The organism is Mycobacterium sp. SM3041, assembly GCF_039668335.1.
Lineage (GTDB): Bacteria > Actinomycetota > Actinomycetes > Mycobacteriales > Mycobacteriaceae > Mycobacterium.
The window spans coordinates 180499-205143 of the sequence record NZ_JAYXBQ010000035.1; the positions used below are offsets into that span (position 1 = coordinate 180499).

Sequence of the window (24645 nt, forward strand, 5' to 3'; positions counted from 1 at the left end):
CCTGTTTGTAAATGAGTATCGAGCTAGGAGTCATCCATGTCGATCATCGAGATTAACGCCGGAACCATCCATTTCGAGGAATTCGGGCCGAAGGACGGCAGGCCCGTCGTCTTCGTGCACGGATACATGATGGGTGGCCAATTGTGGCGCGGGGTCGCCGCGCGCCTGGCCGAACGCGGCCTGCGGTGCATAGCACCCACCTGGCCGCTCGGCGCGCATCCCGAAGCGCTGCGCCCAGGCGCCGACCGGAGCATCCACGGCGTCGCGCGCATCGTCGCCGATACCCTGGCCGCATTGGACCTCGACGACGTCGTCATCGTCGGCAACGACACCGGCGGTGTGGTCACGCAGCTGGTCGCGGTCCACCACCCGGAACGCATCGGTGCCATGGTGCTGACGAGTTGCGATGCGTTCGAACACTTTCCGCCACCGATCCTCGAGCCGCTGATCCTGGCGTCGCGTTCCAAGGCGCTGTTCCGCGCGGGCTCGCAGGTGTTCCGGGTCCCGTTGGTCCGCAAGCGCGCGTACGCCGGGCTCGCATACGCGGACTTCGACGCCCTGACCCGGGAGTGGGTACACAACACGCAGTCCAAACCCGCTGTCGCCGAGGATCTCCGCGTGTTCACCAGCTCCCTGCGCACCGCGGTCACCACCGGAGTCGCAGCGCGGCTGCACGAATTCGACAAGCCGACGCTCGTCGCCTGGTCGGCTGACGACGAGTTGTTCGAGATCGGCGACGGCGAGAAGCTGGCGCAGATCATCCCGAACGCCCGCCTCGAAATCATCGACGGTGCAAAGACATTCTCGATGCTCGACCGCCCGGACCGCCTCGCCGACCTGATGTCGACCGTCGCGGTGCGCGCCTAGCTCGCGAGAGAACTAGATGGTGACGACGTCGTAGGCGCCGTCGGCGTACCGGGCGCGGATGGTCTTCTTGTCGTACTTGCCGACGCTGGTGCGGGGCACCTGGTCGACGAACGTCCACCGCTCCGGCAGCCACCAGCGAACCACCTTGTCCGACAGGAACTCTCGAAGTTCATCAGGTGTCGCCGAAGCGCCCTCGTGCAGCACGACGGCGACCAGCGGGCGTTCCTGCCAGCGCTCGTCGGGCACCGCGACGACGGCGGCTTCCAGCACCGCGGGGTGCGCGATCAGGTGGTTCTCCAACTCGACCGACGAAATCCATTCACCACCGGACTTGATGACGTCCTTGGCCCGGTCGGTGAGGGTGACGAACCCGCAGTCGTCGATGCGCCCGACGTCGCCCGTGCGCAGCCAGCCGCTGTCGAACTTGCTTGAGTCATAGCCCAGGTAGTAGCTGCCGGTGATCCACGGTCCGCGAATCTCGATCTCCCCCACCGCTTCCCCGTCGTGAGGCAGCGGGGCGCCGGCGTCGTCGACGATCCGGATCTCGACACCGCACAACGCCCGCCCGGCGGTCGCCCGACTCTTCCAGTACTCATCCTCGGACGCGCCCGGGAATGGCTTGGCGGTCGTGGCCAGCGGCGAGGTTTCGGTCATCCCCCAGGCCTGGCGGATGTGGACGCCGTACCGCTCCTGGAAGATGCGCATCATCGACAACGGCACGGCCGAGCCGCCGCAGCCCACGATCCGCAACGACGAAATGTCGTGTCCCGGATTCTTTTCCAGGCAGTTCATCACGTCGTTCCAGATGGTCGGAACCGCGCCTGCGATGGTCGGGCGATGCGTCTCGATGAGGTCGATCAGCGATGCACCATCGAGGAACCGGTCCGGCATCACCAGGTCGGCACCGGCCATCAGCGCGGCGTACGGCAGCCCCCAGGCGTTGGCGTGGAACATCGGCACGATGGGCAGCGTCACGTCCTCGCTGCCGACGTCCAGCGCATTGCTGGTGCACGTCGCCATGGCGTGCAGGAAGCTCGAACGGTGGCTGTAGACAACACCTTTCGGATTTCCGGTGGTGCCGCTCGTGTAACACATCGCGGCCGCGGACCGCTCATCGATCTCCGGCCAGTCGAAGGCGTCGGGCTGGGCGGCCAGCAGCTCGTCGTACCGCAGTACGGTTTTGCCGGCGCCCTCCAGCGGCGCCAAATCGCCTGCACCGATTGCGATCACCGTGTGCACCGTCTTCATCTGCGGCAGCACCGGAGCCAATTGTGCGGTCAACGAGAGATCCGCGATGACGACGGAGTCCTCGGCCTCATTGGCGATGTAGGCGATCTGCTCCGGGGACAACCGGATGTTGAGGGTGTGCAGCACCGCGCCCATGGACGGAATGGCCAGGTAGGCCACCGTGTGTTCGGCGTTGTTCCACATGAACGTGGCCACCCGCTGGTCTCCGGTGATGCCGAGCCCGCGCAGCGCATTGGCCAGCTGCGCGGATTGCCGGCCGACTTCGCCATAGGTCATGGTGCGGTACTGGCCGCCGCCGAGCGCCGTGGTGACGGTTCGGCGATAATTCTGGCCAGTCGCGTGCCGCATGATCGTGGCGATGGTGAGCGGGGCGTCCTGCATCGTACTGAGCATCGTGAATTTCGCCTCTGGGTTGCTGCCGCTGGGATGTCGAGATGCTAGCCGACCCTGCGAGGTAGGAGGATGATTAGCGTTGGTACGACAGGAGAAAATCATGCGCAGGAATTGGACGCTCGCCGCGGCGACAGTCGGCGGGGTGGCCACGATGCTGGCGCCGGCCGGATTGGCCGCGGCCGAATCGGCGCAAGACACGATCAACCGGCTGCAATCCGAGGGCTATGTGGTGACGATCGACAAGCTCGGGACGGCGCCGGTGTCCGAGTGCACGGTGACCAGTGTGCGCAACCCGCAGCAGACGACGCAGTTGGTGCCGTGGGTCGGCCCCGGCCTGGGCCGCAACAGCAATTCCATCCTGCTGCCACAAACCAGCCGGACCATTTCGGTATCGCTCGACTGCACGGGTACGCACTAGGTCCCCGGATGCCAAAACGCCCCCGCCGGCCGGCGGGGGCGTTTTCTTTGGACTGACTAGACGGTCGCGGGCTCCAGCGCGCGCACCTCGTTCATCGTGACGGACTTGGTCGCCATGAACTGCGAGTAGAGCAGCGGCTTGGGGGCCTCGACGGCGACCGCGGTGACGTCACCGACGACATCCGCCACGTACAGGCGCGAGCCGTCACGGCTGACGGTGACGCAGGACGGCTGGACATCGGCCGCGATGGTGTCGACCACCGCGTTGGTCTGGGTGCAGAACACCGAGACGCGATCGTAGTCGACGACGTAAGCGCGGGTGCCGTCGGCGCCGAGCACCAGCTGGGTCGGGGCGTCGCCGACGGGGAAGCGACCGGTCACGCGGCCGGCGGCCAGGTCGACTACGTGCACCTCACCGCGCGCGGTCAGGTCCGAGGTCAGCACGTAGGCGGTGTTGTCGGGGCCGAGCGCCAGGCTGCGGATCGGGGCACCGATGACGATGGTGTTCCGGATGCGCGCGGTCTCGGTGTCGACGACGACCAGCTGGCTGCCCATCTCGTCGGTGGTGGCGACGTACAGCCGGCGACCGGTGTGGTCGACCGCGAGGGCGTCGATGCTGATGGCGGCGCCGGTGGCGATCTCGATGGTGCCGACGCGGTCGGCGGTGATGTCGATGACGGCGACGTCGATGTAGGTGTCGCCGGCGCGGCCCGCGAACACGCGCTTGCCGTCGGGGCTGACGGCGAGGGCGCTCACGCCCGAGGCCAGCGGGTAGGCGGCCAGCTCGGCGCCGGTGGCGACGTCGATGACGGCGACGCCGTCGAACTCGGCACCGGACACGGCGACGTACGCCCGGTCAGCGGTGGCGACGACCGCGAACGGCTCACCGTCGACGGCGATGTCGCGGATGCTGCGGGTGCGCGGCTCGATCAGCGACACCATGTTGTCGGCGTAGCTGGTAGCGACCAACTGCCCCGCGCTCTCGGCGATGTCGGCGATGGTGCCGCGGCCAACCTGCGCGATGTCCATGGTTCCGCGCAGCGCCTGAGCGCCAGCCCGCTTCGCTTTTGCACGAGCGTTATTATTTGCCACGATCTTCGGTACCTCCGCCAGCGCGGCAACGCGCCGGTAGTCGATTGCCCGTCCGGGTGCGCCCGGATGAGCGCTGCTGTCAAGAAGTGTAGTGATCCCCACCGACATTCCGGACGGCTTCAGCGACGCCTCGTCACGAATTGATCAGAAGCTCTTAGGAGTTACTTATGTTGTGAATTGTTATGCACTTGTTATCAATGGCGATCGATGCTCCGACCTGCGTAAACAACGCCTGAATTCAAATTGAGCAAACATAGGTCCGCCTCATTCCTGAGGGTTTCCAAGCAGGGTTTCCCGGCATTCCCTGGCAAAGTGAGCGAAACATCACACCGCGACACGAACGCATAGAATCTCATCCGCCTCACCCGCACGATAGAACCCAGGTTCCACTTCTGTTCATCGAGATCGCAACAGCGTCGAGGCCCGCCTGAGCGGGCCTCGAGATTCGCTGTTATCGACGAATTCACATTTTGTTCATGATGTGAGGGCGGTCACACCCGCGTTGCCGGACGGGTGCTCGACACTCGAGTCGAGCATCGTCAGTTCGTCGAACGGATCGGCGCCGTGCAACACGGCCGCGGCCTTTGCCCGGTCGAGTGTCCCGGTCCACGATCCGATCAGCACCGTGGCGACGGCGTTACCCGAGAAGTTGGTGACGGCCCGCGCCTCCGACATGAACCGGTCGATGCCGACGATCAGCCCGACACCGTCCAGCAGGTCCGGCCGGTGGCTCTGCAGGCCGCCCGCCAGCGTCGCCAGACCCGCGCCCGTGACGCCGGCAGCACCCTTGGAGGCGACGATCATGAAGGCCAGCAGCGCCAACTGCTCCCCGATCGCCATCGGCCGCCCCATGGCGTCGGCGATGAACAGCGCCGCCATGGTCAGGTAGATCGCGGTCCCGTCGAGATTGAACGAGTAGCCGGTCGGCACCACGACGCCGACGGTGCTGCGATCCACGCCCAGGTGCTCCATCTTGGCGATCAGCCGAGGCAGCGCCGACTCCGACGACGAGGTCGAGAAGATCAGCAGGTACTCGCGGGCCAGGTAGCGGACCAGCCGGAAGATCGACATCCGGGTCACCGACCACAGCAGCACCCCGAGCACACCGAAGACGAAGACGACGCAGGTCACGTAGAACCCGAGCATCAGGGTCAGCAGCTGGGTGACGGCGCGCCACCCGGTCTGGCCCACGACGCCGGCCATGGCACCGAACGCGCCGATCGGCGCCAGCCACAGGATCATGATCAGCACGCGGAACACCAGCTTCTGCAGGTGCTGGACGCCCCGCAGGATGGGTTCGCCGGCCGTACCCATGGCCTGGACCGCGAAGCCGACGAGCAGGGCGATGAACAGGGCCTGCAACACGTTTCCGCTGGTCAGTGCCGACAGCAGGGTCTCCGGGATGATGTGCGAGACGAAGTCCATGAGACCGCCGGCCTCGTGCGCCTTCTGGGCCAGTTTCGCGCCCTGACCGGTCGCCTGTGCCGACAGGTGCAGGCCCGATCCCGGGCTCAGCAGGTTGCCGACGACCAGGCCGATCGCCAGCGCCACCGTCGACATGGCGAGGAAGTAGCCGAGCGAGAGGCCGCCGATCTTGCCGACCGTCGCGGCTTTGCGCACCGACCCGATGCCCAGCACGATCGTGCAGAAGATGACCGGGGTGATCATCATCTTGATCAGGTTGACGAACAGGGTGCCGAGGACCGCGATGTCCTTGCCCACCCCGGGTGCGATCAGGCCGACGGCCACACCGCCGACGACGGCGACGAGCACGGCGATGTACAGCCAATGGGTGCGGTCGCGACGGGGCGCTTGATCAGTCATGTCGGGCAGTCCTCCGGCCTCGTTGTCGAAAACTTCTGCAAGGATGTTTGTCCAGAACGTGAGGCACGTCACGCATATGTTCATTTCGTTCACGGAAGTTCACCGCGCACGCCACGAGCAGGCGGATTAGAGAAGGACGCAGTGATGCGCAGTTGGCCGGCCGCGCCGCGCTGGTCCCTGGCCGGCCAGATCGTCGCCCTGCAGATCGCGATCATCATCGTCGTGGTGGCGGCCGGCAGCGCGCTGGCGGTGGTGCAGTCCCGCCGCACCAACGACGCCGCGGCCAAACAGCTGCTCACCGGCATCGTCACGGCACTCGCCGACGCGCCGTCGACGGCGGCCGCCATCCAGGCGGGCAGCGCCACGGAAGTTCTGCAGCCGGTGACCGAAACCGTTCGGGCCCAGACCGGCATCGCCTTCATCACCGTCATGGCGCCCGACGGCACCCGGTTCACCCACACCGACCCACGTCAGATCGGCGGCCACTACCTGGGCACCACGGCGCAGGCCTTGACAGGCCAGACGCACACCGAGTTCTACACCGGGACGCTGGGCCGCTCGGTGCGCACCATCGCCCCGGTGCGGGATGGTGCCGGACGGGTTGTGGGCCTGGTCGCCGCGGGCATCACCGAGACCACGCTGACGGCGCAGTGGCGCCACCAGATCCCGGTGATCGCGGCGATCAGCCTTGCGGCCCTTGCCCTTTCACTGGCCGGCACCTGGCTCATCCGGCGCCGGCTGCTCCGCCAGACGCACGGGCTGCGGCCGGAGGAACTGCGCGTGATGTACGAGCACCACGACGCCGTCCTGCATTCGGTGTCCGAAGGCCTGCTGGTGCTCGAGAAGGGGCGCGTGGCGCTGGCCAACGACGAGGCGCGACGCCTGCTGGCCCTGCCGCCCGGCACGGTGGCCCTGTCCGATCTGCCGGAGTTCCTGCGGGCGGCCGATCCCGGCGTGCGCGACGAGGTTCACGTCACCGACGACCGCGTGCTGGTGGTCAGCCGGTCACCTGTTTCGGGCGCCGCCGGGTCAGAGGTCGTGACGATCCGGGACCGTACCGAATTGCAAAGCACCCTGGGCGAACTCAGCTCGTTGAAGGTCCTCACCGACTCGTTGCGGGCGCAGGCGCACGAAGCGGCGAACAAGTTGCACACGGTGATCACCATGGTCGAGATGGGCCGCCCGTCGGACGCCGTCGCCTTCGCCACCGACGAGCTGGAGCTGTCCCAGCGGCTCGTCGACCGGCTGTCCAGCGAGGTCCGCGAACCCGCCCTGGTGGCGTTGCTGCTGGGCAAGAGCGCCCAGGCCCACGAACGTGGCATCGACTTCACCGTCACCGTCGACTCGCAATTGCCCTCGGACACTTCGCATCTACCGCTGAGCGGGCCGGAGATGGTGACGGTGCTGGGCAACCTGATCGACAACGCCATGGACGCGTGCGACCGCGACGAGCCGTGGATCGAGGTCACGGTGCACTGCGAGCCGGGCGGCGAACTGCTGATGCGGGTGGCCGACAGCGGCACCGGCATGGATCCGGAAACGTTCGAAAATGCCATGCGCCGTGGCTATTCGACGAAATCGGCGCCGGGGCACGGGCTGGGCCTCGCCCTGGTGGCGCAGGTGGCCAAGCGGCACGGTGGCACGCTGTCGTCCGATGTGAGTTACGGTTCGGTGGTGTCGGTGACGATTCCGGCGGCAGCCGCATGACCACCGTGCTGATCGTCGACGACGATCCACTGATCGCCGAGGCCCACCGCACGTACGTCGAACGGCTGGAAGGCTTTTCCGTCGCGGCAGTGGTCCACACCGCGCGCGAGGCCATCCAGGCCGCGACCCGGGCGACCACCACTGACCGGCCCATCGACCTGGTCCTGCTGGACCTCGGGCTGCCCGACGCCAGCGGCATCAGTCTGGCATCGGTGCTGTCGGGGCTTCGGCCCGCGCCTGACATCATCGCCATCACCTCCGAGCGCGATCTGGAGATGGTGCGCGCCGCCGTCGCGCACGGCGCGCTCGCGTATCTGTTGAAGCCTTTCACCTTCGCGGCCTTCCGGGACCGGTTGGACCGCTATCAGCGGTACCGGACGGCGCTGCCGGCCGGGGTGGACGCGGCCAGCCAGGCCGAGGTGGACCGTGCGCTCGCCGAATTACGCACCAGCGCAGACAAATCCGCGGCTCCGAAAGGCGCGGCAACGCTGACCAACGACGACATCGCTCGTGCGGTGCGGGACAGTCCCGACGGGCTGACCGCCGACGAGGCCGCCAAGGCGGTCGGGGTCGCCCGGGTGACCGCGTGGCGCTATCTGGAGCGCCTGGCCGACGACGGAACCGTCACGCGCCGAAGCGAATACGGCGGGACCGGCCGGCCCAAGACCCGCTATCTCTGGCGTTGAGCCGGCACTTCAGGTGTGACAGCATCGGATCATGAGTCGCGACGACGATCCAGAAGCCCGCATCCGCGAGCTCGAACGCGCGATGAACGATCAGGCCCGGGCCTCGGAGCTGACGGAGCCCGGCCAGCAGTGGCACCCGCCCGCGCCAGCAGCCGGTCGGCCGTACGCCGCCCAGTACAGCCGGCCACGGCAGAGTCCGACGCCGCAACAACCGTGGCCACCCGGGGTGCCGACGACCGCGGCCCGCCGAATGATCCTGGGAGTTGTTGTCCTCGCCGTCATCGTCGGCCCGGTGGTCGCCGCGATCATCTTCGTCACCAACTTGACCGGGAAAAAGCACGTGACTTTTCTCCCACCCGCCCCTGACGGCCGGCCCAGCGTCTCGGTCGCCGTCCCGACCGCGCCCGGTGACGAATCGTCGGTGGTCGTCAACGGCACCACGGTGCAGTCCGGTCCCGGCCTGGTCGAATTGCCGCCGCAGTCCGGCGATCCGAACGCGCCCATCCGGATCGCCGGCGTGCGCGGCCACCGGACCCTGGCGTGCAACGACCGCCCGGTCAACATCAGCGGGGTGTCCAACAGCGTCACCATCACCGGGCACTGCTCGACCGTCGAGGTCTCCGGGATCGAGAACACCGTGACCGTCGACGCCGCCGACAAGATCGTCACGTCGGGCATGGACAACCACATCACCTACCACTCGGGAACGCCGGAGATTCCCGATCCGGGCCGGTCGAACACCGTCAGCCGCGCCTGAACGGCCACGCGACCGTCCGCGCGTCAATTTCCCCCGAATCGGGGGACGACGGGAGTGCGCGGCGTCCATAATCTCGTTGCCATGGCGCACAACGGAAATGACGATTGGACCCAACCCGCAGCTCTCGCCATCCCGAAGGAGGGCTACTTCGAGCTGACCCGAGGCCGGTACGGCCCGGTCTTCCCGCGCACCCCGGCGTGCTACGGCTTCAACATCATCGCCAAGGTGAAGGAAGGCCCGGAGCACGAACAGGCCATCCGTGAACACGGAAAGATCATCGAGGCGGCCGTCGCCGCGCAGCCCGATGTCCTGGCCCCGCTCCAGCTGCACTACCTGCGGTGGAACCTGTTCGACGTCGGATCCGGCTTGCACTTCCAGTACCAGGGCATCTTCGACACCGACTTCGACAAGTACACCGAGGACGCCGTCAAAATCTTCAGCTCGTCGGGCATCACGACGGCATTCACGCATCTCGAGGGCTTCCCGGACGACTGGAAGACGAATCCGAACGCCTTCATCGAGTTCGTCCGTGAACACCAGGTGCCGAGCTTCCTGGAGTACGGCGAGTACCCGTATGTGACGGCTACGGAGATCAAGAAGGCCCTGCGGCTCAAGGCCGCGTTCTCCGACATGTTGGACCAGATGCAGTGACAGCACTCGAGTTCGACGATATCCAGCACATCATGCTGACCGGGACGCCCCACCTCACCGGTCGGTACGAGTTCCTGTCGTTCGACCGCCCCGAAGCGGGGCAGGCCTGGTTGGCCGAGATGGTCCCGCTCGTGCAGTCGGCGACCGATGTGCGCAAGACCGTCAACATCTTCAAGCGCTGGGTGAATTTGGCGTTCACCTGGAACGGCTTGCGCGCGTTGGGACTTGACGAGCAGGCGCTGGCCACCTTCCCCGCCGAGTTCCGTGAAGGCATGGCGGCCCGCGCCGACATCCTGGGTGATACGGGCGCGGCCGCACCGGAGCACTGGGTAGGTGGGCTCGCTGGTGCCGACCTACATGCCATCGTCATCCTGTTCGCGAGGGACGACGACGAACGGGTGCGCTGCGTCGGCGAGCACGACGCACTGTTGGCCCGCTGCCCCGGCGTGCGGTCGCTGTCGCATCTCGATCTGGCGGCAACCGCACCGTTCGAGTACGACCACGACCACTTCGGATACCGCGATCCGGTGTCGCAGCCGCAGATGGCCGGTTCCGGCGAGACGCTGATCCCCGGCGCCGGCGGGGCGCTGGCTCCGGGGGAATTCCTCCTCGGCTATCCGGACGAGGAGGGTCTGCTCTCGAATCAGCCTGCACTCGAGGTGCTTTCACGCAATGGCAGCTTCATGGCGTACCGCAGGCTGGAGGAGCATGTCGGAACTTTCCGCGACTACCTGAAGCAGCACGCCGACGGCGCCGAGGGCGAGGAGCTGCTGGCTGCCAAGTTCATGGGCCGGTGGCGCAGCGGCGCACCCTTGGTGCTGGCGCCCGAACACGACGATCCCGAGCTCGGCGCGGATCCGATGCGCAACAACGACTTCGACTACGCCACGATGGATCCGCACGGCTACAGGTGTCCGGTCGGCTCGCACGCACGTCGGCTCAACCCGCGCGATACCGAGCCGAATCCCAATCGGCGCAGGATGATCCGGCGCAGCGGCACCTACGGGCCGGCGCTTCCCGAGGGCGCCCGCGACGACGGTGTCGAACGGGGCGTCGGGATGTTCCTGATCTGCGCCAGCCTGGTGCGGCAGTTCGAGTTCGCCCAGAACGTCTGGATCAACGACACCGCGTTCCAGGAGCTCGGCAACGAACACGACCCCATCTGCGGCACCCAGGACGGCACGCTGGACTTCACGATCCCCAAACGGCCGATCCGCCAGGTGCACAAGGGGTTACCGGCATTCACCACGCTGCGCGGCGGGGCATACTTCTTCCTACCCGGCCTGACCGCACTGCGCTACCTCTCCACACTCGGACACCAAGGAGCATCATGAGTTCGTACGCCCGCACCTACAACCAGGCCCACATCACCCGTCCCCACAACGGCAACCGGCGTGTCAGCATCTACTGGTCGTGGAGCTACCCGTGGGAGGCCCAGCGCGACCCGGCGCTGCTGTACAACCGGTTCTCCACCATGACCGAGGTGCGCGCGGCGACGTGGCCGGCGTACGAAGGTGTCGAATACAGCGCGCGGGAGTTCCTGCAGGGCGTCGACGGCACGCTGGAGCTGTTCCACCGCTCCTCGTTGTCCTTCCAGGACGTCGCCGGTGAAGCGACAGGGCACCCGGTGGCGGTGTTCCAGCGGGTCGATCAGGCCGGTTACCGGCTGCCGATCGACGAACGCATCCTGAACGACACCGATACCCTGATGATCTTCGGGTTGGACCACCTGCTCGGCGACGAGGAAGCCACGCCGGAGGAGGTCGCCGCTATCCAGCAGTGGCTGAAGCGCGAGGGCACCTGCCTGATGCTGGCCCCGCACCACGACGTCGGCTTCACCGACGACAAAGAGCAGCAGCAGATGGAGTACCTGCACCACGGCGACCCGCTGACGCCGCGCGTACAGAACTTCAGCGGATTCGCGCGGTCGCTGCTGACGGGGCTGAACATCCCGGTGCACAACACGTGGGGTCTGCGACCCGCGACGGTCGAGGGCACCAAACAGATTGTGCCCCTTACCGCTTTCCGCGACCTGGACTCTGCCGGCCTGCTGCGTGACGTCACGACGCTGGCCCTGCACCCGCACCTGCCGCACTACCAGTTGACCGCCCCCGAGAGCCCGGAGTTGCGGGTGCTGGGCCGGCAGCTGATCGACCAGACCCGGCCACACCCCTTCACGCTGGCAGGCAACACCGAGTTCAACGCGCTGATCCACATGCCGCCGACCGGGGACCGTGCCGGCGACATCGTGCTGGTCGACTCGACACATTTCACGACGCTGTTCGGCGCCAGCGAGAGCTTGAAGTCGTTCTGGCGCAACCTGGTGACGATGTGACGGTAACCGAGCTGGCGGTTCGCGGTTCCAACATCGCGGTCGTCATCTTCGTGGTGGCCAGCACTCTGGGCGTCGGACTGAGTCTGACTCCGGCCCAGATCCTGGCTCCGCTCAAGGACGTTCGGGTGGTGAGCCTGACCCTGGTGGCCAATTTCGTTGCCGCGCCGTTGGTTGCACTCGGGCTCTGGCACCTCTTCGATCTCGACGAGGCCCTGGGAGTGGGTCTGCTGCTGTGCGGGCTGGCCGCGGGCGCCCCGTTCCTGATCAAGCTCGCCGAATTCGCCAAGGCCGACACGGCTTTGACGGTGGGCCTGATGGTCCTGCTGATGATCACCACCGTGGTGTACGTGCCGATCGTCCTGCCGATCTTCCTCAAGGGATCGTCGGTCGATCCGCTCGCTATCGCGTCTTCGCTTGTGATCCTCATGCTGATCCCCTTGGCGATCGGGCTGTTCTGGCGACAGCGGTCCGCGGACACAGCCGCGCGCATCCGGCCCGCGGTCGGGCTGATAAGCACCATCGGCATGGTCCTGGTGGTCGTGCTGACCATCGTCGCGAACTTCCGGGAGGTGCTGTCGATCTACGGCACCCGGGGACTGCTGGCCGCCGTCGTCTACACCGCCATCTGCGCCGGAATCGGTTGGGGTTTGGTATTTTTCAGTACCGTGGCCCGGCCTGTCCTGGCGCTGGGCACCGCGCAGCGCAACGCGGCAGCCGCCTTCGTGGTGGCCGGCCAGAACTTCAGCGACCCGCGCGTCACGGTGATGATCACCGTCGTGCTCATCGCGGAGTTCTCGATGTTGATCCCGTTCTCGCGGTTCCTGGCCCGCAAGGCCTGACGGGTCAGGACTGATCCAGCAGGCCGAGGCGCGTCGCCTCGGCCACAGCTTCGGCGCGCGACGACACCGACAACTTGCGGTAGATCGCCTTGGCTTGGCTCTTCACGGTCTCCCGCCCGAGGTGCAGTTCAGCGGCGATCTTCTGCAGGGACAGGTGCGTCGCCAGATGCGGGAGCAGACGCAGCTCGGCCGCGGTCAGTGCTGACCGCGGCCCGTGCTGCGCATGTGCCGCAAGCAATTGCCGAACTCGCGCCAGCCGCTGGTGCACCGCAGCCGCGTCAGGTTCCCGCCGCGCGGCCAGCAGACCCGCTTCGAGGTGGCGCCGGCACAGTTCCGGGTCGTCGATCTCGAGGGCGGTGGCCGCGGCCAGCGCATGTCCCAGCGCCGCGGTGCGCGCCGCCAGGTCCCCCAGCCGGTCCAGCAGCCGTTCAGCGCCCCGCACTGCCTCTCGCGCCCCCGCCACATCCCCACGGTGGCCGCGCACCAATCCGTCCACCGCGTAGACCAACACCACGGGCACCAGATCGCACAGGTCGCGGGCGTCCACAATGCCGCGCGCCTGCGCGCTGCGCTGCGCCGCGGATGCAACGGCGCCGTCGTCGAGGTCCAGCAGGGCCAGATGTGCCAGCGCCACAGCCCGGAACCCGGGCAGATCGTCGAGGACCGGGAGCGACGATTCCATTGTCGCCCTGGCATTTTCGGGGTCGCCGGCCATCGACAGCGCTCCGCCTTTGACGGAGGCGGCCGCGCCCCACCACGGGTTGACGAGGTGGTCGCCGGCGGCGCAGACCGTGTCGGCATGCCGGACCACCTCCAGCACCCCGCCGATGCCGACGAGCGAACCGACCAGAGCGGCCGCAACTTTCACCGACGGAGCACCGTCCGCCAGGCCCGCACCCCGGTCCGCGGCAGCGGCCAGCAACAGGGAGCGCTGGACCAGGTCGGCGTCCCCCAGCGTCAGCCCAAACCAGGCCCGGGCGATCGCGGCGTCCGGGTGATCCGCGAACACGCGCTCGTCGAGCAGGCTCAGGCGGCGCTCCAAGATGCCTGCGCGGCCGTCGAATCCGAGACGCACGGCATCGCGTTCCACGAGCGCCGCGGCATGTGCCGGGTCAGCGGCCGCCAGCGCCTGCACAAGGGCCCCATCGATGTCGCCGGTCCGCTCGAGATGCTCAGCCGCCCGGGACGCGAGGGCGCGGAACCGTTCCGGATCGCGATTGCGCAGCCGCGCACGGAGCAGGTCGGCGAACAGCCGGTGGTACCGGTATTCGATGCCCTGCGCGTCGAGCGAGACCAGGAACAGGTTACCGGAGGCGCTGATCGTGCTCAGCATGTGCGCCGAATCATCCCGCTGCAGAACGCTGTTCAGATCGTCGGCGGTGAAGTGGTCGAGCACCGCGGATTCCACGAGGAATGCCTCGACGGACGGGTCCAGCCGGCCCAGTACCTCTTCGACCAGATAGTCCGCCACCAGGCGGTGACGTCCGGTGATCGCCTCCACCGATGAACCGTCACGCAACGCCATGGCCGCCATCACCACACCGGCAGCCCAGCCCTCGCACCGGTCGACCACCAGCGCCGCCGTCGGGCCGACCGGTCCGCCGACCGCGTCGAGCGCCGATTCTGCCTCTGCCGCAGAAAGTTTCAGCTCGTCGGTGCCGATCTCGAGCACGCCGCCCTGCAGCCGGCGGCGCGCCAGATCGAGTGGCGGTGCGGTGCGGCCGATCAGCGTCAGCGTCGTGGACCGCGGCGCCAATTGGACCAGGGCACGCAAGGTCGACAGCGCCGCTTCGTGCGTCAGCTCATGAATATCGTCCAGCACCAAGACAATCGGCCCGGCCGACTCCAGCGCCGCGATGGCCGCGGGAACCAATTGGGTTTCCACGGCCCGGCCGGCGCCGCGGAGGTACTGAAGCGTCGCGGGATCGACCGGGGCGACCTGGTCCACCGCCGTCACCAGGTGCAGCAACAGGTGGGCGGGATCGTTGTCGAGATGGTCGAGCCGCACCCAGGCGAATAGCCGGGCGTCGGCATCGTCCCAGAGCGCCACCGCCGTCGTCTTGCCGTAGCCGGCGGGCGCGACGACCATCACCAGCTCGGCATCCAAATCCGACAACAATCCGGTGACCGCCGGCCGCGCGATGACGGCACCGCCCAGCCGGGGCGGGCCGTAGGTGGCCGCCGGGATGTGCGCTACCCAGCCGTCCCCTGCCACCCTGGCATCGTAGGTGGGTTTCCCGTGGCCGCCCAACCGCGCCATTTCTGACCACCCCGTCGAATACGTTGATACCGTGCCCATGACGATGGGAGCGACCATGGGCAACGCAATCCGTTCGGTGGCAGTCGCCGCAGCCGTGATCGGCCTCGTGGCGGGCTGCGCCGGTAAGAACGACTCCGGCACCACAGCATCGTCGAGCACCGCCCCGGCCGCAGCGGCAACCCCCGCGCAGTTGCAGGCGCTGGTGCCGACGCCCACCGGCACTGCCCAGACCTGGGGCCCAGACCCGATCGCGGACAACGGGATTCACCTCAGCTTCAAGGTCACCGGCTCCCCGACCGACGTCGTGACCGCCTACAAGACCGCACTAGAAGGCAAGGGCTGGGCCGTCACCACCATCGTGTCGTCCGATGGCGGACCGAGCGGTGGCGGGGGCGCCACCTATACCGGCACTCATGGCGACAGCTACGGCGTGTTCGACGGCGGCGGGTTCGGCGCCGAGACGTACCTCAACGTGTGCACCTGGCCGGCCAAGCCGGCCCAGCCCAACTGCAGCCGCAAACGCTGACTCCGAGAAACCACGGCTCACCGTTTCACCCCAGCGCGACTGGGTAGGAAGTTCTGGGGCGGGGAAAGTCCCTAGCTCGGAACGGCCGAAAAGTCATGGCACAGCTGCGAGTCAGCGCACCTGTCTTCGGGAGGTGCGGCGAATACACGTTGCGCTGCACCGGCGAACTCGATGGTGTCTCATATCGCATGTTGCGCGACAGCGTGGTCAGAGCCGCGGTGGACGAACCCCGCGTGGTGATCGTCGATGTCAATGAGTTGCGCGTCCCTGACGCGTCGGCGTGGTCGGTGTTCTCAAGTGCCCGTTGGCACGTTCGAGTCTGGCCTGACGTGCCGATCGTGCTGGTGTGCGCCGACGAGGCCGCCCGCCGGCTCATCCGGCAATGCGGCATCACGCGTTACGTGCCTGCATTCGCCACAACGCAGGACGCGCTGCAGGCGGTGGGCGACGAGTGGCCCCAACCGAAACGCCGGGCACGTGCCGATCTTCCTCCGCACGTCAGCAGCATCGTCGACGCACAGCGGTTGGTCGGCGGCTGGTTGTCCGGATGGTCGTGCACCCCTCTGATCCCGATCGCGGCAACGGTCGCCACGGCCTTCGTCGAAAATGTGCTGCGGCACACCGACTCCGCGCCCACGCTTCGGGTTGAGTACGACGGCCACGTGGTCGCGGTAGCTGTCGAGGATGCCAGTACCGCACTGGCGCAGCGCCGGGAAGAAGCGCGCTCCGGCACCAGCCAGCTATCAGGGCTGGCCATGGTGACCGCGCTGACCCGCGGATGGGGAAACCTCCCGACGCCGACCGGCAAGATCGTTTGGGCGGCCGTGGGTCCCGAGAATGTCCTGTAGCCATACCCCCAGCGAGGTGGTCGATCAGAGTTGCGTGGCCTTGTCGATCACTCATTGGGACAGCCCACCGTGCCGTGATGAACAGGCGGAGGGACAGCCCGAGCGGATCGGCGTCGCCCAGCGTACTCCGCAGCGATCCCCACCGGCGCTCACGGATTGATGGTGTTCTCCCCGTCCTGACGACCCCAGACGTACTCGGACGCGAACGGCGAACCGAGACCGAAATGGTTGTACGGCGCGATCGACGCCCCGGTGTCCATCACCATGTACGGCATGGGCCAGATGTCGCGGGTGACGGTCCAGCAGCCGGGCCGGCCCATCGGCCCTCCCCTGGCGTTGATCCGCGGCAGGTTGTCGGGGTAGACGTACTGGTTCGCCGAGCCGACGAGCGAGGTGTGCGATATCAGCGAGTAGCCGTTGCCGCCGACAGCGAAGGACGTGGCCTGCACCGCGCGCGGGAGGGCTCTTATGCCGCAATCGATTTCGGGGCTGTACTTGTCGAGCACCTGGGACGTCGGGAGCAGATCCTGAGCGCCACGAACCAGATACGGCCCGCCGCGCTCGAAGATGTCGCCGCCGGTGTTGCCGAACCCGACCGATGCCATCAACGCCTGATCGATGTTGTCGCGCTGGTCGTTCAGGGTGCGCTCGGTGGTCACCGCGTTCTTGAGGCCGTCCCACAGATCCGGGGACGCGTTGGCATAGACCTCGGCGAAATCGGCCAGCGCGCGGTTGTCATGCCGGATGGTCGGCATCCGCTGGTTGAGATCGGCGAGGATGACGTTGCCGTTGACCAGCGACTGACCGAACTTGTCGCCCAACCCGTCGAGGGCCTGAGCCGCGGCCGACAGCGTCGCGTTCAGCTTGATCGGGTCGACCTGCTCGGAGATCGCGGTGATGGTTTCGAACAGCGTGTTGAATTCGGTGGTGACGCTGACGGCGTTCACGGTGTCGCCGGCCTTGAGGCGCTGCGGCGTCGGGTTCGGCGGCGAGGTCATGGAGATGTACTTGTTGCCGAATACCGTTGTGGCGAGCAGCTTGACGTCCACGTTGTGGGGCAGCACGTCGAGGTATCGCGGGTCGACGGCGAGGATCAGTTTGGCTTCGGCCTTCTCGCCAGGGGCGGCCACGACCTCGCTGCCCGTGAGCCGCCCGATCGGCACGCCGTTGTAGGTGACCTTCGAGCCGTTGTCCATCGACAGCCCGGCACGACTGGCCAGCACGTACAGCTGGGCCTTGGTCTCGAAGGCGCCGCGGAACTGGAGCCAGGTGAGCGTCATCCCCGCGATCGTGACAAGAGCCACGATCAAGCCGGCGATCTTGTAGGGCGGGGTGCGATCCCGGTTGAGCGGCGCATGGACCTGGCCCGCAGCGACGGGCGGCAACGGCTGCAGTGGCGGCCGTGGTTTCGTCATGGCACTCCAGCGTCAGATCGAGGTGTGGCCGGGCGCCGTTGTCCGGCCTTGATCGAGACTGAAATGCAGGGTACGACTGCCACCAACCTGGCGGCACGCAAATGACAAACCTCTAGCAAAGCGTAAATTGACGCGGCGGCTACCGGAAGGCACCGTCGCGCCCCATCACAACGTCGGTGCCATCAATGTGATGACGACCGTCAGCAAATTCGCAGACAGCTGGGTAGCCGACCCCGATCTACACGCGACCGACGGCACGGATGCGCAGCAGCTGCACCGCTTCCTGCAGCGCGCCCAGGTTCCACCCCAGGGCACACGTCGTCTTTCGCCGGGCCACCCCGGACAACCACGCAAGACCCCACACGATCGACTGAAACGCGGCCCCCACCGCGGCGAGTCCCAGCCACCACGGACGGAACTTGTCCAGCATGCGTGCTTCACCGCGGCCGAAATTCCGATACTGCCTGAACGCCGCCTTCAGATCCGTACGCTGCACCTTGCTCACCACAGCATCGGGCACGAACTCCAACATGAACCCGGCTTCGGCTGCGCGCCAAAAGAAGTCGACCTTATCGGCACCACCCTTGAACGATTCATCGAAGCCGTGCACGCGAGAGAACAGCTCGCGCGTGAAGCCGCAGTTCGTACCGTTCGCGAAGACATCCTTGCGGGCCAGCGCCGGGTAAAGCCGGCGTTCCCGAGCCAAGAGGGTGCCGTCGCCGAGGATGCGGTCGAGTCCACCGCCGACGGCTTGGGCTCCCCCCATGAAAGCCCGGTGGTATGCCTCGATCCACCCGTTGTGGACAACATCGTCCGCGTCGGTGAGCAGAATGAAGTCGCCCTTGGACGCGGCGATGCCGACGTTGCGAGCGACATTCGCGCCGGGCGCGCGACCGGCATCCACGAGGCGCACCCGGGGATCGCGATAGGAGCGCACCAGGTCGGCGGTGCCGTCCGTTGACCCGTTGTCGGCTACGACGATCTCGAATTCGGTACTGGTTTCCTGTCCCAATACGGCATCCAGTTGTTTCGCGAGTACGCCGGCACCATCACGGCACGGGATGACGACGGAGATCATGAGCCGAAAGGTAGCTGAGATTCAATTGGTACGCCTGTCCTGCACCGTGGCTGACAGGAATTTGGCAGCTAAGCGACCGCTTGCGGAGTGACGAGGAACTTCTCGCCCGTCGCCTTCTTGAGGTAGCTGTTGAACGCCTGCGGCGTGAGCAGGCCGGCCAGTGACACTTCTTGGGTGTAGGTGCTCGCGAAGGTCGTGGTCAGTTCCGCGGCGACGCGCGCCCGCAGTCTCCCGATGACCTCCGGTCCCGCACTGGCGAGGAACGGCGTGAGCAGCCAGCCACCGATACCCCAGGCCATCCCGAAGTTTCGGGTGAGGACCGTCGGGGTCGTGTCCAAGGAGCCGTAGATGTAGACCTGCTTGTGGACGGCCGAGCCGTAGCGGGAGTACTGCGTCGCGGTCGCGTTGGCCGCCTGCTCCATGCCGTTCAGGATTTGGCTGGCAAGCGTCCCGCCACCGGTGGCGTCAAAGGCCAGCGTCGCCGAGGTGGCGATGAGCGCGTCGACCAGATCCTGCTCGAATGTCGGTGCGGCGGAATTGCATACGTACGTCGCACCCAGTCCGCGCAGGATCTCCTCCTGCTCGGCCTTGCGGACGATGTTGACCAGCGGCACGCCGTCGGCAAGGCAGATCTTGACCAGCATCTGGCCCAGGTTCGACGCCGCCGCCGTGTGCACCAAGCCCGAATGTCCTTCGCGGCGCATAGTTTCCACCATGCCGAGCGCCGTCAGCGGGTTCACGAACGACGAGGCGCCGTCCCTCGCCGTCGCGCCGTCGGGTAGCACGAGGCAGGCCACGGCTTTGACGACGCGGTACTGCGAATACATGGCGCCGCCGGCGATACCCACCACCTTGCCGAGGAGCGCCTGCGCCGCATCCGACTCCCCCGCCGCCACGACCGTCCCCGCACCTTCATTGCCGACGGGAAGTGATTGACCGATGCGGACGGACAGAGGTCCCAACGCTGCGGGCGGCAGGGGCGCGGTGACGACGGGACGTTCCGGGGTGCCCGTGACCGTCGCGGCCGACATGTCGGCGGCGGCCGGAATCAGCAGGCCCAGATCCGACGGGTTGACCGGCGACGCCTCCACGCGGACGACGACTTCGTCTGCCGCCGGGGTGGGAATGTCGACGTCCTGCAGCGAGAGTTCGAGCATGCCGTCGGGTGTCACGAGGGAGCGTAGTTCGAGAGCGGTTTCGGGTACTTGTTCGGTCATCTGGGTGTCTCCGCTCTAGATCTTGCTCGCCGCGAAATCGGCTGCCTGTGTGACCTTTCCGGACTGCACATAGGAACCGTGCGCACCGACGTCGAAGCCGCCACCCACCCAGCAGATCGGGTCGCCCTCGGCGCATTGATCGATGGAATTGGCAACGTACTGTGGCGCCAGCTCGGGCAGCGGTCCTCCGGCGAGCATCGCCGAGAACCCGGTGCGCGGCGCACCAAAGAGTGCGGTGGCGGCCACACGACTGGCGAGCTGCGGTGCCGCGTTGGTTGCCCCTTCGATGACCGCCGCCCCCTGCGAGTAACCGCCGAGCACCATCTTGGTCTTCGGGCAGTTGGCCGCGGTGGACTCGATGACCGAGCGCGCGGCGTCGATGCCAGCGGGGGTGCTGACGGCGAAGTCGTTGCTCGCCGGATAGTCAACCGGCGTGGCCTCGACAGTCCGCGGCGCCACCCGGGCTCGCAGATCCTCGACGAAGGGCCGACCGACGCTGCCCAGGCCCGGCGCCTCGGTGGTGCCGCGGGCGAACACCACCTGGACATCGGGGCACGGTGCAGCGGTTGCGGCTGGTGCCATGGACGGGACGACGGGGGCCAGGGCGGCGCAGGCGAAGATCAACGCGAAGTTGCGGGTCATACCCACCGATCGTAGGGCGGTCACACGGCTGCGCAATGCGTTTGGCCCGTCATCACAGTGGTTGCGAGGTGATCTCCAGCCAGGCTTGGAATTCCTTCTTTACACGGCGTCGTTCCATCCGTCGGGCATGCGAGCGTGCCATGGTCAGTCGCAGTCCCTTAGGCGGGGCCGAGCTGCCGGTCCGATAATCCGTTGGTGCCGAACGGGTTCCATGAGTTTTCGACAGCGGCGGCGCCGCTTGTCGATCCGGCATCCGAGCGGGGTGGGCGCGGCGCAGACGGGTCGCCATCACCTCGCACCCGGCGCCAACGAATAGCACCAACACCGCCGCCATTTCGTACTCGGCGTACATCATGATGATGCCTTCTCTCCGTGCCGTCAGGGCGGCACTGCCTCGGCCTTCGCCGGCTGAGAATGTGATGGGTCGACGCTTTGTACGATCGTCCGCCTGATTGCGCAGCACCATGGCAGAACAGCAAATTTTGTGCCCGAATGGATCGGGGGCTGACGGACCTGCGCCAAAGCGGGGTGGTCAGACCTTCGTGGCACCCATATCGACCGTCAACTGGGTGGCCGTGACGGCTCGCGATAGATCCGACGCCAGGTAGATCACGGCGTCGGAGATGTCGTCGACGCTTGCCGGAAACGGGTCGCTGAGCATGCAGCCGAATGACATCAGGTAGCTCGGGTGACCGGTGAGCAGGGTGCCGACGGTGGGGTCCGCGGCGAGCACCGTATCGACACCCCACGGATGGATGGAATTGACGCGGATCTTGTACTCGGCGAGTTCGATGGCTGCCGACTTCGTGAGTCCGACGACACCGTGCTTGGCGGCGCTGTAGTGCGCCTGGCCCGGCAACGACTTGATATCGGCCACTGAGCTGATGTTGATGATCGAACCACCGTTACCCGCCGAAATCATGTGCGGGACCGCCGCTTTCATCGTGCGCCAGACGCCGGTCAGGTTGACGTCGAGTATCGTCTGCCACTCGTCGTCCGGCATCTCCCAGAAGCGCGCCCACGTGCTGATGCCCGCGTTGGCGACGACGACGTCGAGTCGTCCGCCGAATCTGTCGACGCCGTCTTGGAGTACTGCGTCCATCGCCGCGGAGTCACGGACGTCGGTGACTGCCATCAAACACTTGCCGCCCGCGGCCTCGACGAGGCGCACCGTCTCGTGCAGGTCCTCCTCGCTGGGGCCCGGACATCCGCTGTGCGGCGTGACATCGGCAGCGATGTCGATCCCGATGACCGACGCCCCTTCGCGAGCGAGCCGCACCGCGTGATTACGCCCCATGCCGCGCGCAGTTCCGGTCACGAATGCGACCCTGCCGTCGAGAAGGCCCATGGCAACCCTCCGGTTCTTGCTGATGCCACCGAAACACCCGTGGGATCAGTAAACGCGCGGTGGTGGGGATTTGCTAGAGCAACGGGGCGGTCCTGCAGCCGCAGCGCCATAGGTGAGTGCCCCCAGTCGGACTCGAACCGACACTTGGCGGATTTTAAGTTTTGCCGACCCGCTGGCGGCGAGATTTCAGCAAACCCCGTATCCGCAGGTGGCAACGTTGCGTATATCTCGAATCACCATGTGGCCCTGTGCTATTCGAGTGACTACGCGCGGTTGCGAGCTGCGTCGTGCGCTTGCTCATCGGTAGTGATCTGGCCCGTAAATGCGCTGGTCGCTGGGGTAGCGCTGGGGTGGCAACCCTGGCCACAGCGAACACCGCAGGTAGACGCACATCGGGCGCAATTCCCAGCAAATATGGCAAACGCTGGGGTAAGTCGGCAAACGAAATCAGACCGGATTAGCTGGCGATTTGGCCACAGAAACCCGACCTACGCCTCAGTAATAGCCTGCCGTTCTTTGAGGACGGCATCGAGCAAGTCCCTCACGAACACGCGGAGAATAAAGGATCGGCGCTGAACTTCCTCTCGGCCAATCCGTTTACCTTCGTCGGCATTACCGTGAACGAGCGTACTGCGCACCGCGTAATTCTCGCGAAAGAACTTCTCAGGCGAGAGCCCATCGTATTCATTTTCCAGAAGTAGCGTCAGCGACGCACCCACATCCGTGATGGTTTGAAATTTTCCCCGCTCTAGGGCATTGATAGCTTTTTTCCGAATGCTGCTGTTGTATTTTCCGCCATCTTTGACCAGAAGTTTAAGTTCATCAAAATAGGCAATCGCGTCTTCGTTTTCGATCAGGGGCAAATCGTTTGGTATCAGCGCCTCTATCGCAGATACCCACAGAATGAATTGAACGTCTGCGTTTTTCGCCGAAAGGGCAAGGTGCACAAGGTCAAATGCCAATTCGAGCTGACGATCGATCCCATCCCCCACTAGTTCGGTTGACTCCGAAAGATCAGTTCCCAGCACTAGGTCCAACGGCCTCAACGCAGATAGGCCAAAGTGGCCCTCCGCACGCGCTACCGGCTTCGTTGACCTCACTAGCAATCCCGGCATATGGGGATCGACTGGAAAATCCTCGCTATCGCGCTGCGGGAGCGGATTGCTATCAAACTCAGCCGCAACGCCCTTGCGTGCAAACGTTACCGAAAGCCGCTGACGCCATGAGCGGCCCGCGTTCAAAGCGTCCTCCGGCGTCGCGTACTCGCCACCCTGCAAGGTAAATACGTTCACATTGCCGTGCTCGCCCCGGCCCGCAATCTCAAGCTTCACTGTTACATCGCCAGATTCCAAGACACGTGCGTCATCGGTTTCTGATTGCAGCAATTTGTCGTTAAGCGCAATCCGGTTCCGGAAAAACCATGTCATGCCGACATGGTGCCAGACACTTGCCCTGTCGCGATTGCCTACCCGGTGCGGCCCGCGATGGGCACCACTTTCGGGACCGATTTCGGTTCCGGTGCGGTGTTCTCCACTGCCGACGATTCGCCCCTGATTAGGTCCGAATACACGGTCAGCGTCACCGTGTAATCAGCGTGGCCCAACCATTCCGACACCACGCGGATATCGGCGTTCGGGGCAGACAGCCACGTGTGTGCCGCCGTGTGCCGCAAATCGTGGATGCGAACACCCTCTACCTCGGTTCGGTGGCCGTCGGTGATTACCGTCTCGGAAACCGGCAGACCTGCGGCCCGCAGCGCCGGTTTGAAAATCGTCTCGGCGAACGTCTCCATGTAGACCGGTGCCGACCAGTCGAGCGGTACCGAATAGCGCACACCCTTGGCGCGGTACCCTCCCCCGTTTTTGCGTGACGGCCACAGCGGGGCAGTCGGCTCATTGGCCCGTGGGTGATCGTTGGCCAGGTAGTCAGCCATCTTGGCAGCGAGCCAGTCAGGCAACGGCACCGTTCGGGTACTGCGCTCACTCTTGGGCGGTTCGGATACCCAAATGCCTGGCCGCCGTTTCTTGGTCTCGGGGTCAATCCCTCCCGTGGTCCGGTTCTTCACGCGCTCCACGCGAACGCTGCCTTTGACACCGTGACCCGCCAGGGCCGGGCGGAAGAGAATGTCTCGCACTTCTAGGCCGGCGTTCTCGGCAGAGCGCAGGCCGGTGCTGGCCAGGAATTCGACCATGAGCGCGTATATCGGGTACTCGGGCAATGGCTGGCTGTCGGTGTCGCCCTGGCCCTGCGCTGCGCTGGCGGGCAGTTCCCCACGCAATGCAGCGCTGACGTCTCCGAGCTGGTCAATGCTCAGCGGGTGGTGATCGAAACGCTTGGTCGCCGTCGCCGATTTCTTGCCGCGCTTGTGGTTGTCGGCGTAGTCGGTTTTCAGTATGGGATTGACCTCTAGCGCATCCTTGCGCGCTGCGTACTCAAACACTCGGGAGAGCACGTGCCAGGCGTGCTTAACCGTCTTGGCGTGCATCGGCTTGCCG

The 24645-nt window shown here is 66.2% G+C and carries 23 protein-coding genes; 11 read left to right on the forward strand and 12 right to left on the reverse strand.

All coding sequences use genetic code 11. The features are described 5' to 3' along the window. The first annotated feature begins 36 nt into the window (after window positions 1-36). A complete protein-coding gene (locus VXD91_RS09100; protein ID WP_346415212.1) occupies window positions 37-867 on the forward strand; it encodes an alpha/beta hydrolase in 831 nt (276 codons plus the stop codon). Between the two features lie 12 nt (window positions 868-879). Here VXD91_RS09100 and VXD91_RS09105 read toward each other — a convergent pair whose 3' ends face one another. Beyond that, window positions 880-2508 (reverse strand): fatty acid--CoA ligase, encoded by a 1629-nt coding sequence (locus tag VXD91_RS09105; RefSeq protein ID WP_346415213.1) that lies wholly within the window; start codon window positions 2506-2508, stop codon window positions 880-882. A gap of 100 nt (window positions 2509-2608) precedes the next feature. Here VXD91_RS09105 and VXD91_RS09110 point away from each other — a divergent pair, with 100 nt between their 5' ends. Next, window positions 2609-2926 carry a hypothetical protein gene (locus VXD91_RS09110; protein ID WP_166427956.1) on the forward strand — a complete coding sequence of 106 codons (318 nt, stop codon included), beginning with the start codon at window positions 2609-2611 and terminating at the stop codon, window positions 2924-2926. A gap of 56 nt (window positions 2927-2982) precedes the next feature. Here VXD91_RS09110 and VXD91_RS09115 read toward each other — a convergent pair whose 3' ends face one another. Together VXD91_RS09115 and VXD91_RS09120 are read right to left on the reverse strand one after the other, a co-directional pair. Further along, complete coding sequence (locus VXD91_RS09115) at window positions 2983-3954, reverse strand: hypothetical protein (protein WP_205848780.1); 972 nt, start codon at window positions 3952-3954, stop codon at window positions 2983-2985. 537 nt (window positions 3955-4491) lie between these two features. Next, the gene (locus VXD91_RS09120; protein WP_212812784.1) at window positions 4492-5841 is read right to left on the reverse strand and encodes a cation:dicarboxylase symporter family transporter; all 1350 of its coding nucleotides are present in this window, start codon (window positions 5839-5841) and stop codon (window positions 4492-4494) included. Window positions 5842-5985: 144 nt separating this feature from the next. On the opposite strand from VXD91_RS09120, the gene VXD91_RS09125 reads away from it, so the two are divergent. The 7 genes from VXD91_RS09125 (at window position 5986) to VXD91_RS09155 (ending at window position 12816) form a co-directional block, all read left to right on the forward strand. After that, window positions 5986-7548 (forward strand): ATP-binding protein, encoded by a 1563-nt coding sequence (locus tag VXD91_RS09125; RefSeq protein WP_226520803.1) that lies wholly within the window; start codon window positions 5986-5988, stop codon window positions 7546-7548. After that, window positions 7545-8234 (forward strand): response regulator, encoded by a 690-nt coding sequence (locus VXD91_RS09130; protein ID WP_226520802.1) that lies wholly within the window; start codon window positions 7545-7547, stop codon window positions 8232-8234. Before VXD91_RS09125 ends, VXD91_RS09130 begins: the two co-directional genes overlap by 4 nt. 31 nt (window positions 8235-8265) lie before the next feature. Then, on the forward strand, window positions 8266-8991 hold the full coding sequence (locus VXD91_RS09135; RefSeq protein ID WP_346415214.1) for a DUF3060 domain-containing protein: 726 nt from the start codon (window positions 8266-8268) through the stop codon (window positions 8989-8991). A gap of 81 nt (window positions 8992-9072) precedes the next feature. Continuing rightward, a complete protein-coding gene (locus tag VXD91_RS09140; RefSeq protein WP_346415215.1) occupies window positions 9073-9642 on the forward strand; it encodes a hypothetical protein in 570 nt (189 codons plus the stop codon). Between the two features lie 32 nt (window positions 9643-9674). Beyond that, the gene (locus VXD91_RS09145) at window positions 9675-10976 is read left to right on the forward strand and encodes a peroxidase (RefSeq protein WP_346415234.1); all 1302 of its coding nucleotides are present in this window, start codon (window positions 9675-9677) and stop codon (window positions 10974-10976) included. Beyond that, a complete protein-coding gene (locus VXD91_RS09150; protein ID WP_064861017.1) occupies window positions 10973-11977 on the forward strand; it encodes a hypothetical protein in 1005 nt (334 codons plus the stop codon). Before VXD91_RS09145 ends, VXD91_RS09150 begins: the two co-directional genes overlap by 4 nt. Then, window positions 11974-12816 carry a bile acid:sodium symporter gene (locus tag VXD91_RS09155; protein ID WP_064861016.1) on the forward strand — a complete coding sequence of 281 codons (843 nt, stop codon included), beginning with the start codon at window positions 11974-11976 and terminating at the stop codon, window positions 12814-12816. The genes VXD91_RS09150 and VXD91_RS09155 overlap by 4 nt, the downstream gene beginning before the upstream one ends. Before the next feature lie 4 nt (window positions 12817-12820). Here the strand turns inward: VXD91_RS09155 and VXD91_RS09160 are convergent, their stop codons facing one another. Next, window positions 12821-15031 carry an AAA family ATPase gene (locus tag VXD91_RS09160; RefSeq protein WP_234789794.1) on the reverse strand — a complete coding sequence of 737 codons (2211 nt, stop codon included), beginning with the start codon at window positions 15029-15031 and terminating at the stop codon, window positions 12821-12823. 100 nt (window positions 15032-15131) lie between these two features. On the opposite strand from VXD91_RS09160, the gene VXD91_RS09165 reads away from it, so the two are divergent. Then, window positions 15132-15602, forward strand: coding sequence for a hypothetical protein (locus VXD91_RS09165; protein ID WP_138248169.1), 471 nt, complete (start codon window positions 15132-15134; stop codon window positions 15600-15602). 95 nt (window positions 15603-15697) lie between these two features. Further along, window positions 15698-16450, forward strand: a complete 753-nt coding sequence (locus tag VXD91_RS09170) for an STAS domain-containing protein (RefSeq protein ID WP_138248134.1) — start codon at window positions 15698-15700, stop codon at window positions 16448-16450. A gap of 149 nt (window positions 16451-16599) precedes the next feature. Here the strand turns inward: VXD91_RS09170 and VXD91_RS09175 are convergent, their stop codons facing one another. From VXD91_RS09175 to VXD91_RS09210, 8 genes are all read right to left on the reverse strand, one after another. Then, window positions 16600-17865 carry an MCE family protein gene (locus VXD91_RS09175; RefSeq protein WP_346415216.1) on the reverse strand — a complete coding sequence of 422 codons (1266 nt, stop codon included), beginning with the start codon at window positions 17863-17865 and terminating at the stop codon, window positions 16600-16602. A gap of 238 nt (window positions 17866-18103) precedes the next feature. After that, entirely contained in the window at window positions 18104-18943 is an 840-nt protein-coding gene (locus tag VXD91_RS09180) for a glycosyltransferase (protein ID WP_346415217.1), read from the reverse strand. A gap of 68 nt (window positions 18944-19011) precedes the next feature. Beyond that, window positions 19012-20160: a zinc-binding dehydrogenase gene (locus tag VXD91_RS09185; RefSeq protein ID WP_346415218.1), complete on the reverse strand. Its 1149-nt coding sequence runs from the start codon at window positions 20158-20160 to the stop codon at window positions 19012-19014. Between the two features lie 15 nt (window positions 20161-20175). Further along, complete coding sequence (locus VXD91_RS09190; RefSeq protein ID WP_346415219.1) at window positions 20176-20802, reverse strand: cutinase family protein; 627 nt, start codon at window positions 20800-20802, stop codon at window positions 20176-20178. A 52-nt stretch (window positions 20803-20854) separates the two neighbouring features. Beyond that, window positions 20855-21268 carry a hypothetical protein gene (locus VXD91_RS09195; protein WP_346415220.1) on the reverse strand — a complete coding sequence of 138 codons (414 nt, stop codon included), beginning with the start codon at window positions 21266-21268 and terminating at the stop codon, window positions 20855-20857. Window positions 21269-21334: 66 nt separating this feature from the next. Next, on the reverse strand, window positions 21335-22150 hold the full coding sequence (locus VXD91_RS09200; RefSeq protein WP_346415221.1) for a mycofactocin-coupled SDR family oxidoreductase: 816 nt from the start codon (window positions 22148-22150) through the stop codon (window positions 21335-21337). Between the two features lie 488 nt (window positions 22151-22638). Continuing rightward, complete coding sequence (locus VXD91_RS09205; protein WP_346415222.1) at window positions 22639-23577, reverse strand: hypothetical protein; 939 nt, start codon at window positions 23575-23577, stop codon at window positions 22639-22641. A gap of 38 nt (window positions 23578-23615) precedes the next feature. After that, window positions 23616-24645: site-specific integrase (locus tag VXD91_RS09210; RefSeq protein ID WP_346415223.1), on the reverse strand; the 1030-nt coding region annotated here is incomplete at its 5' end.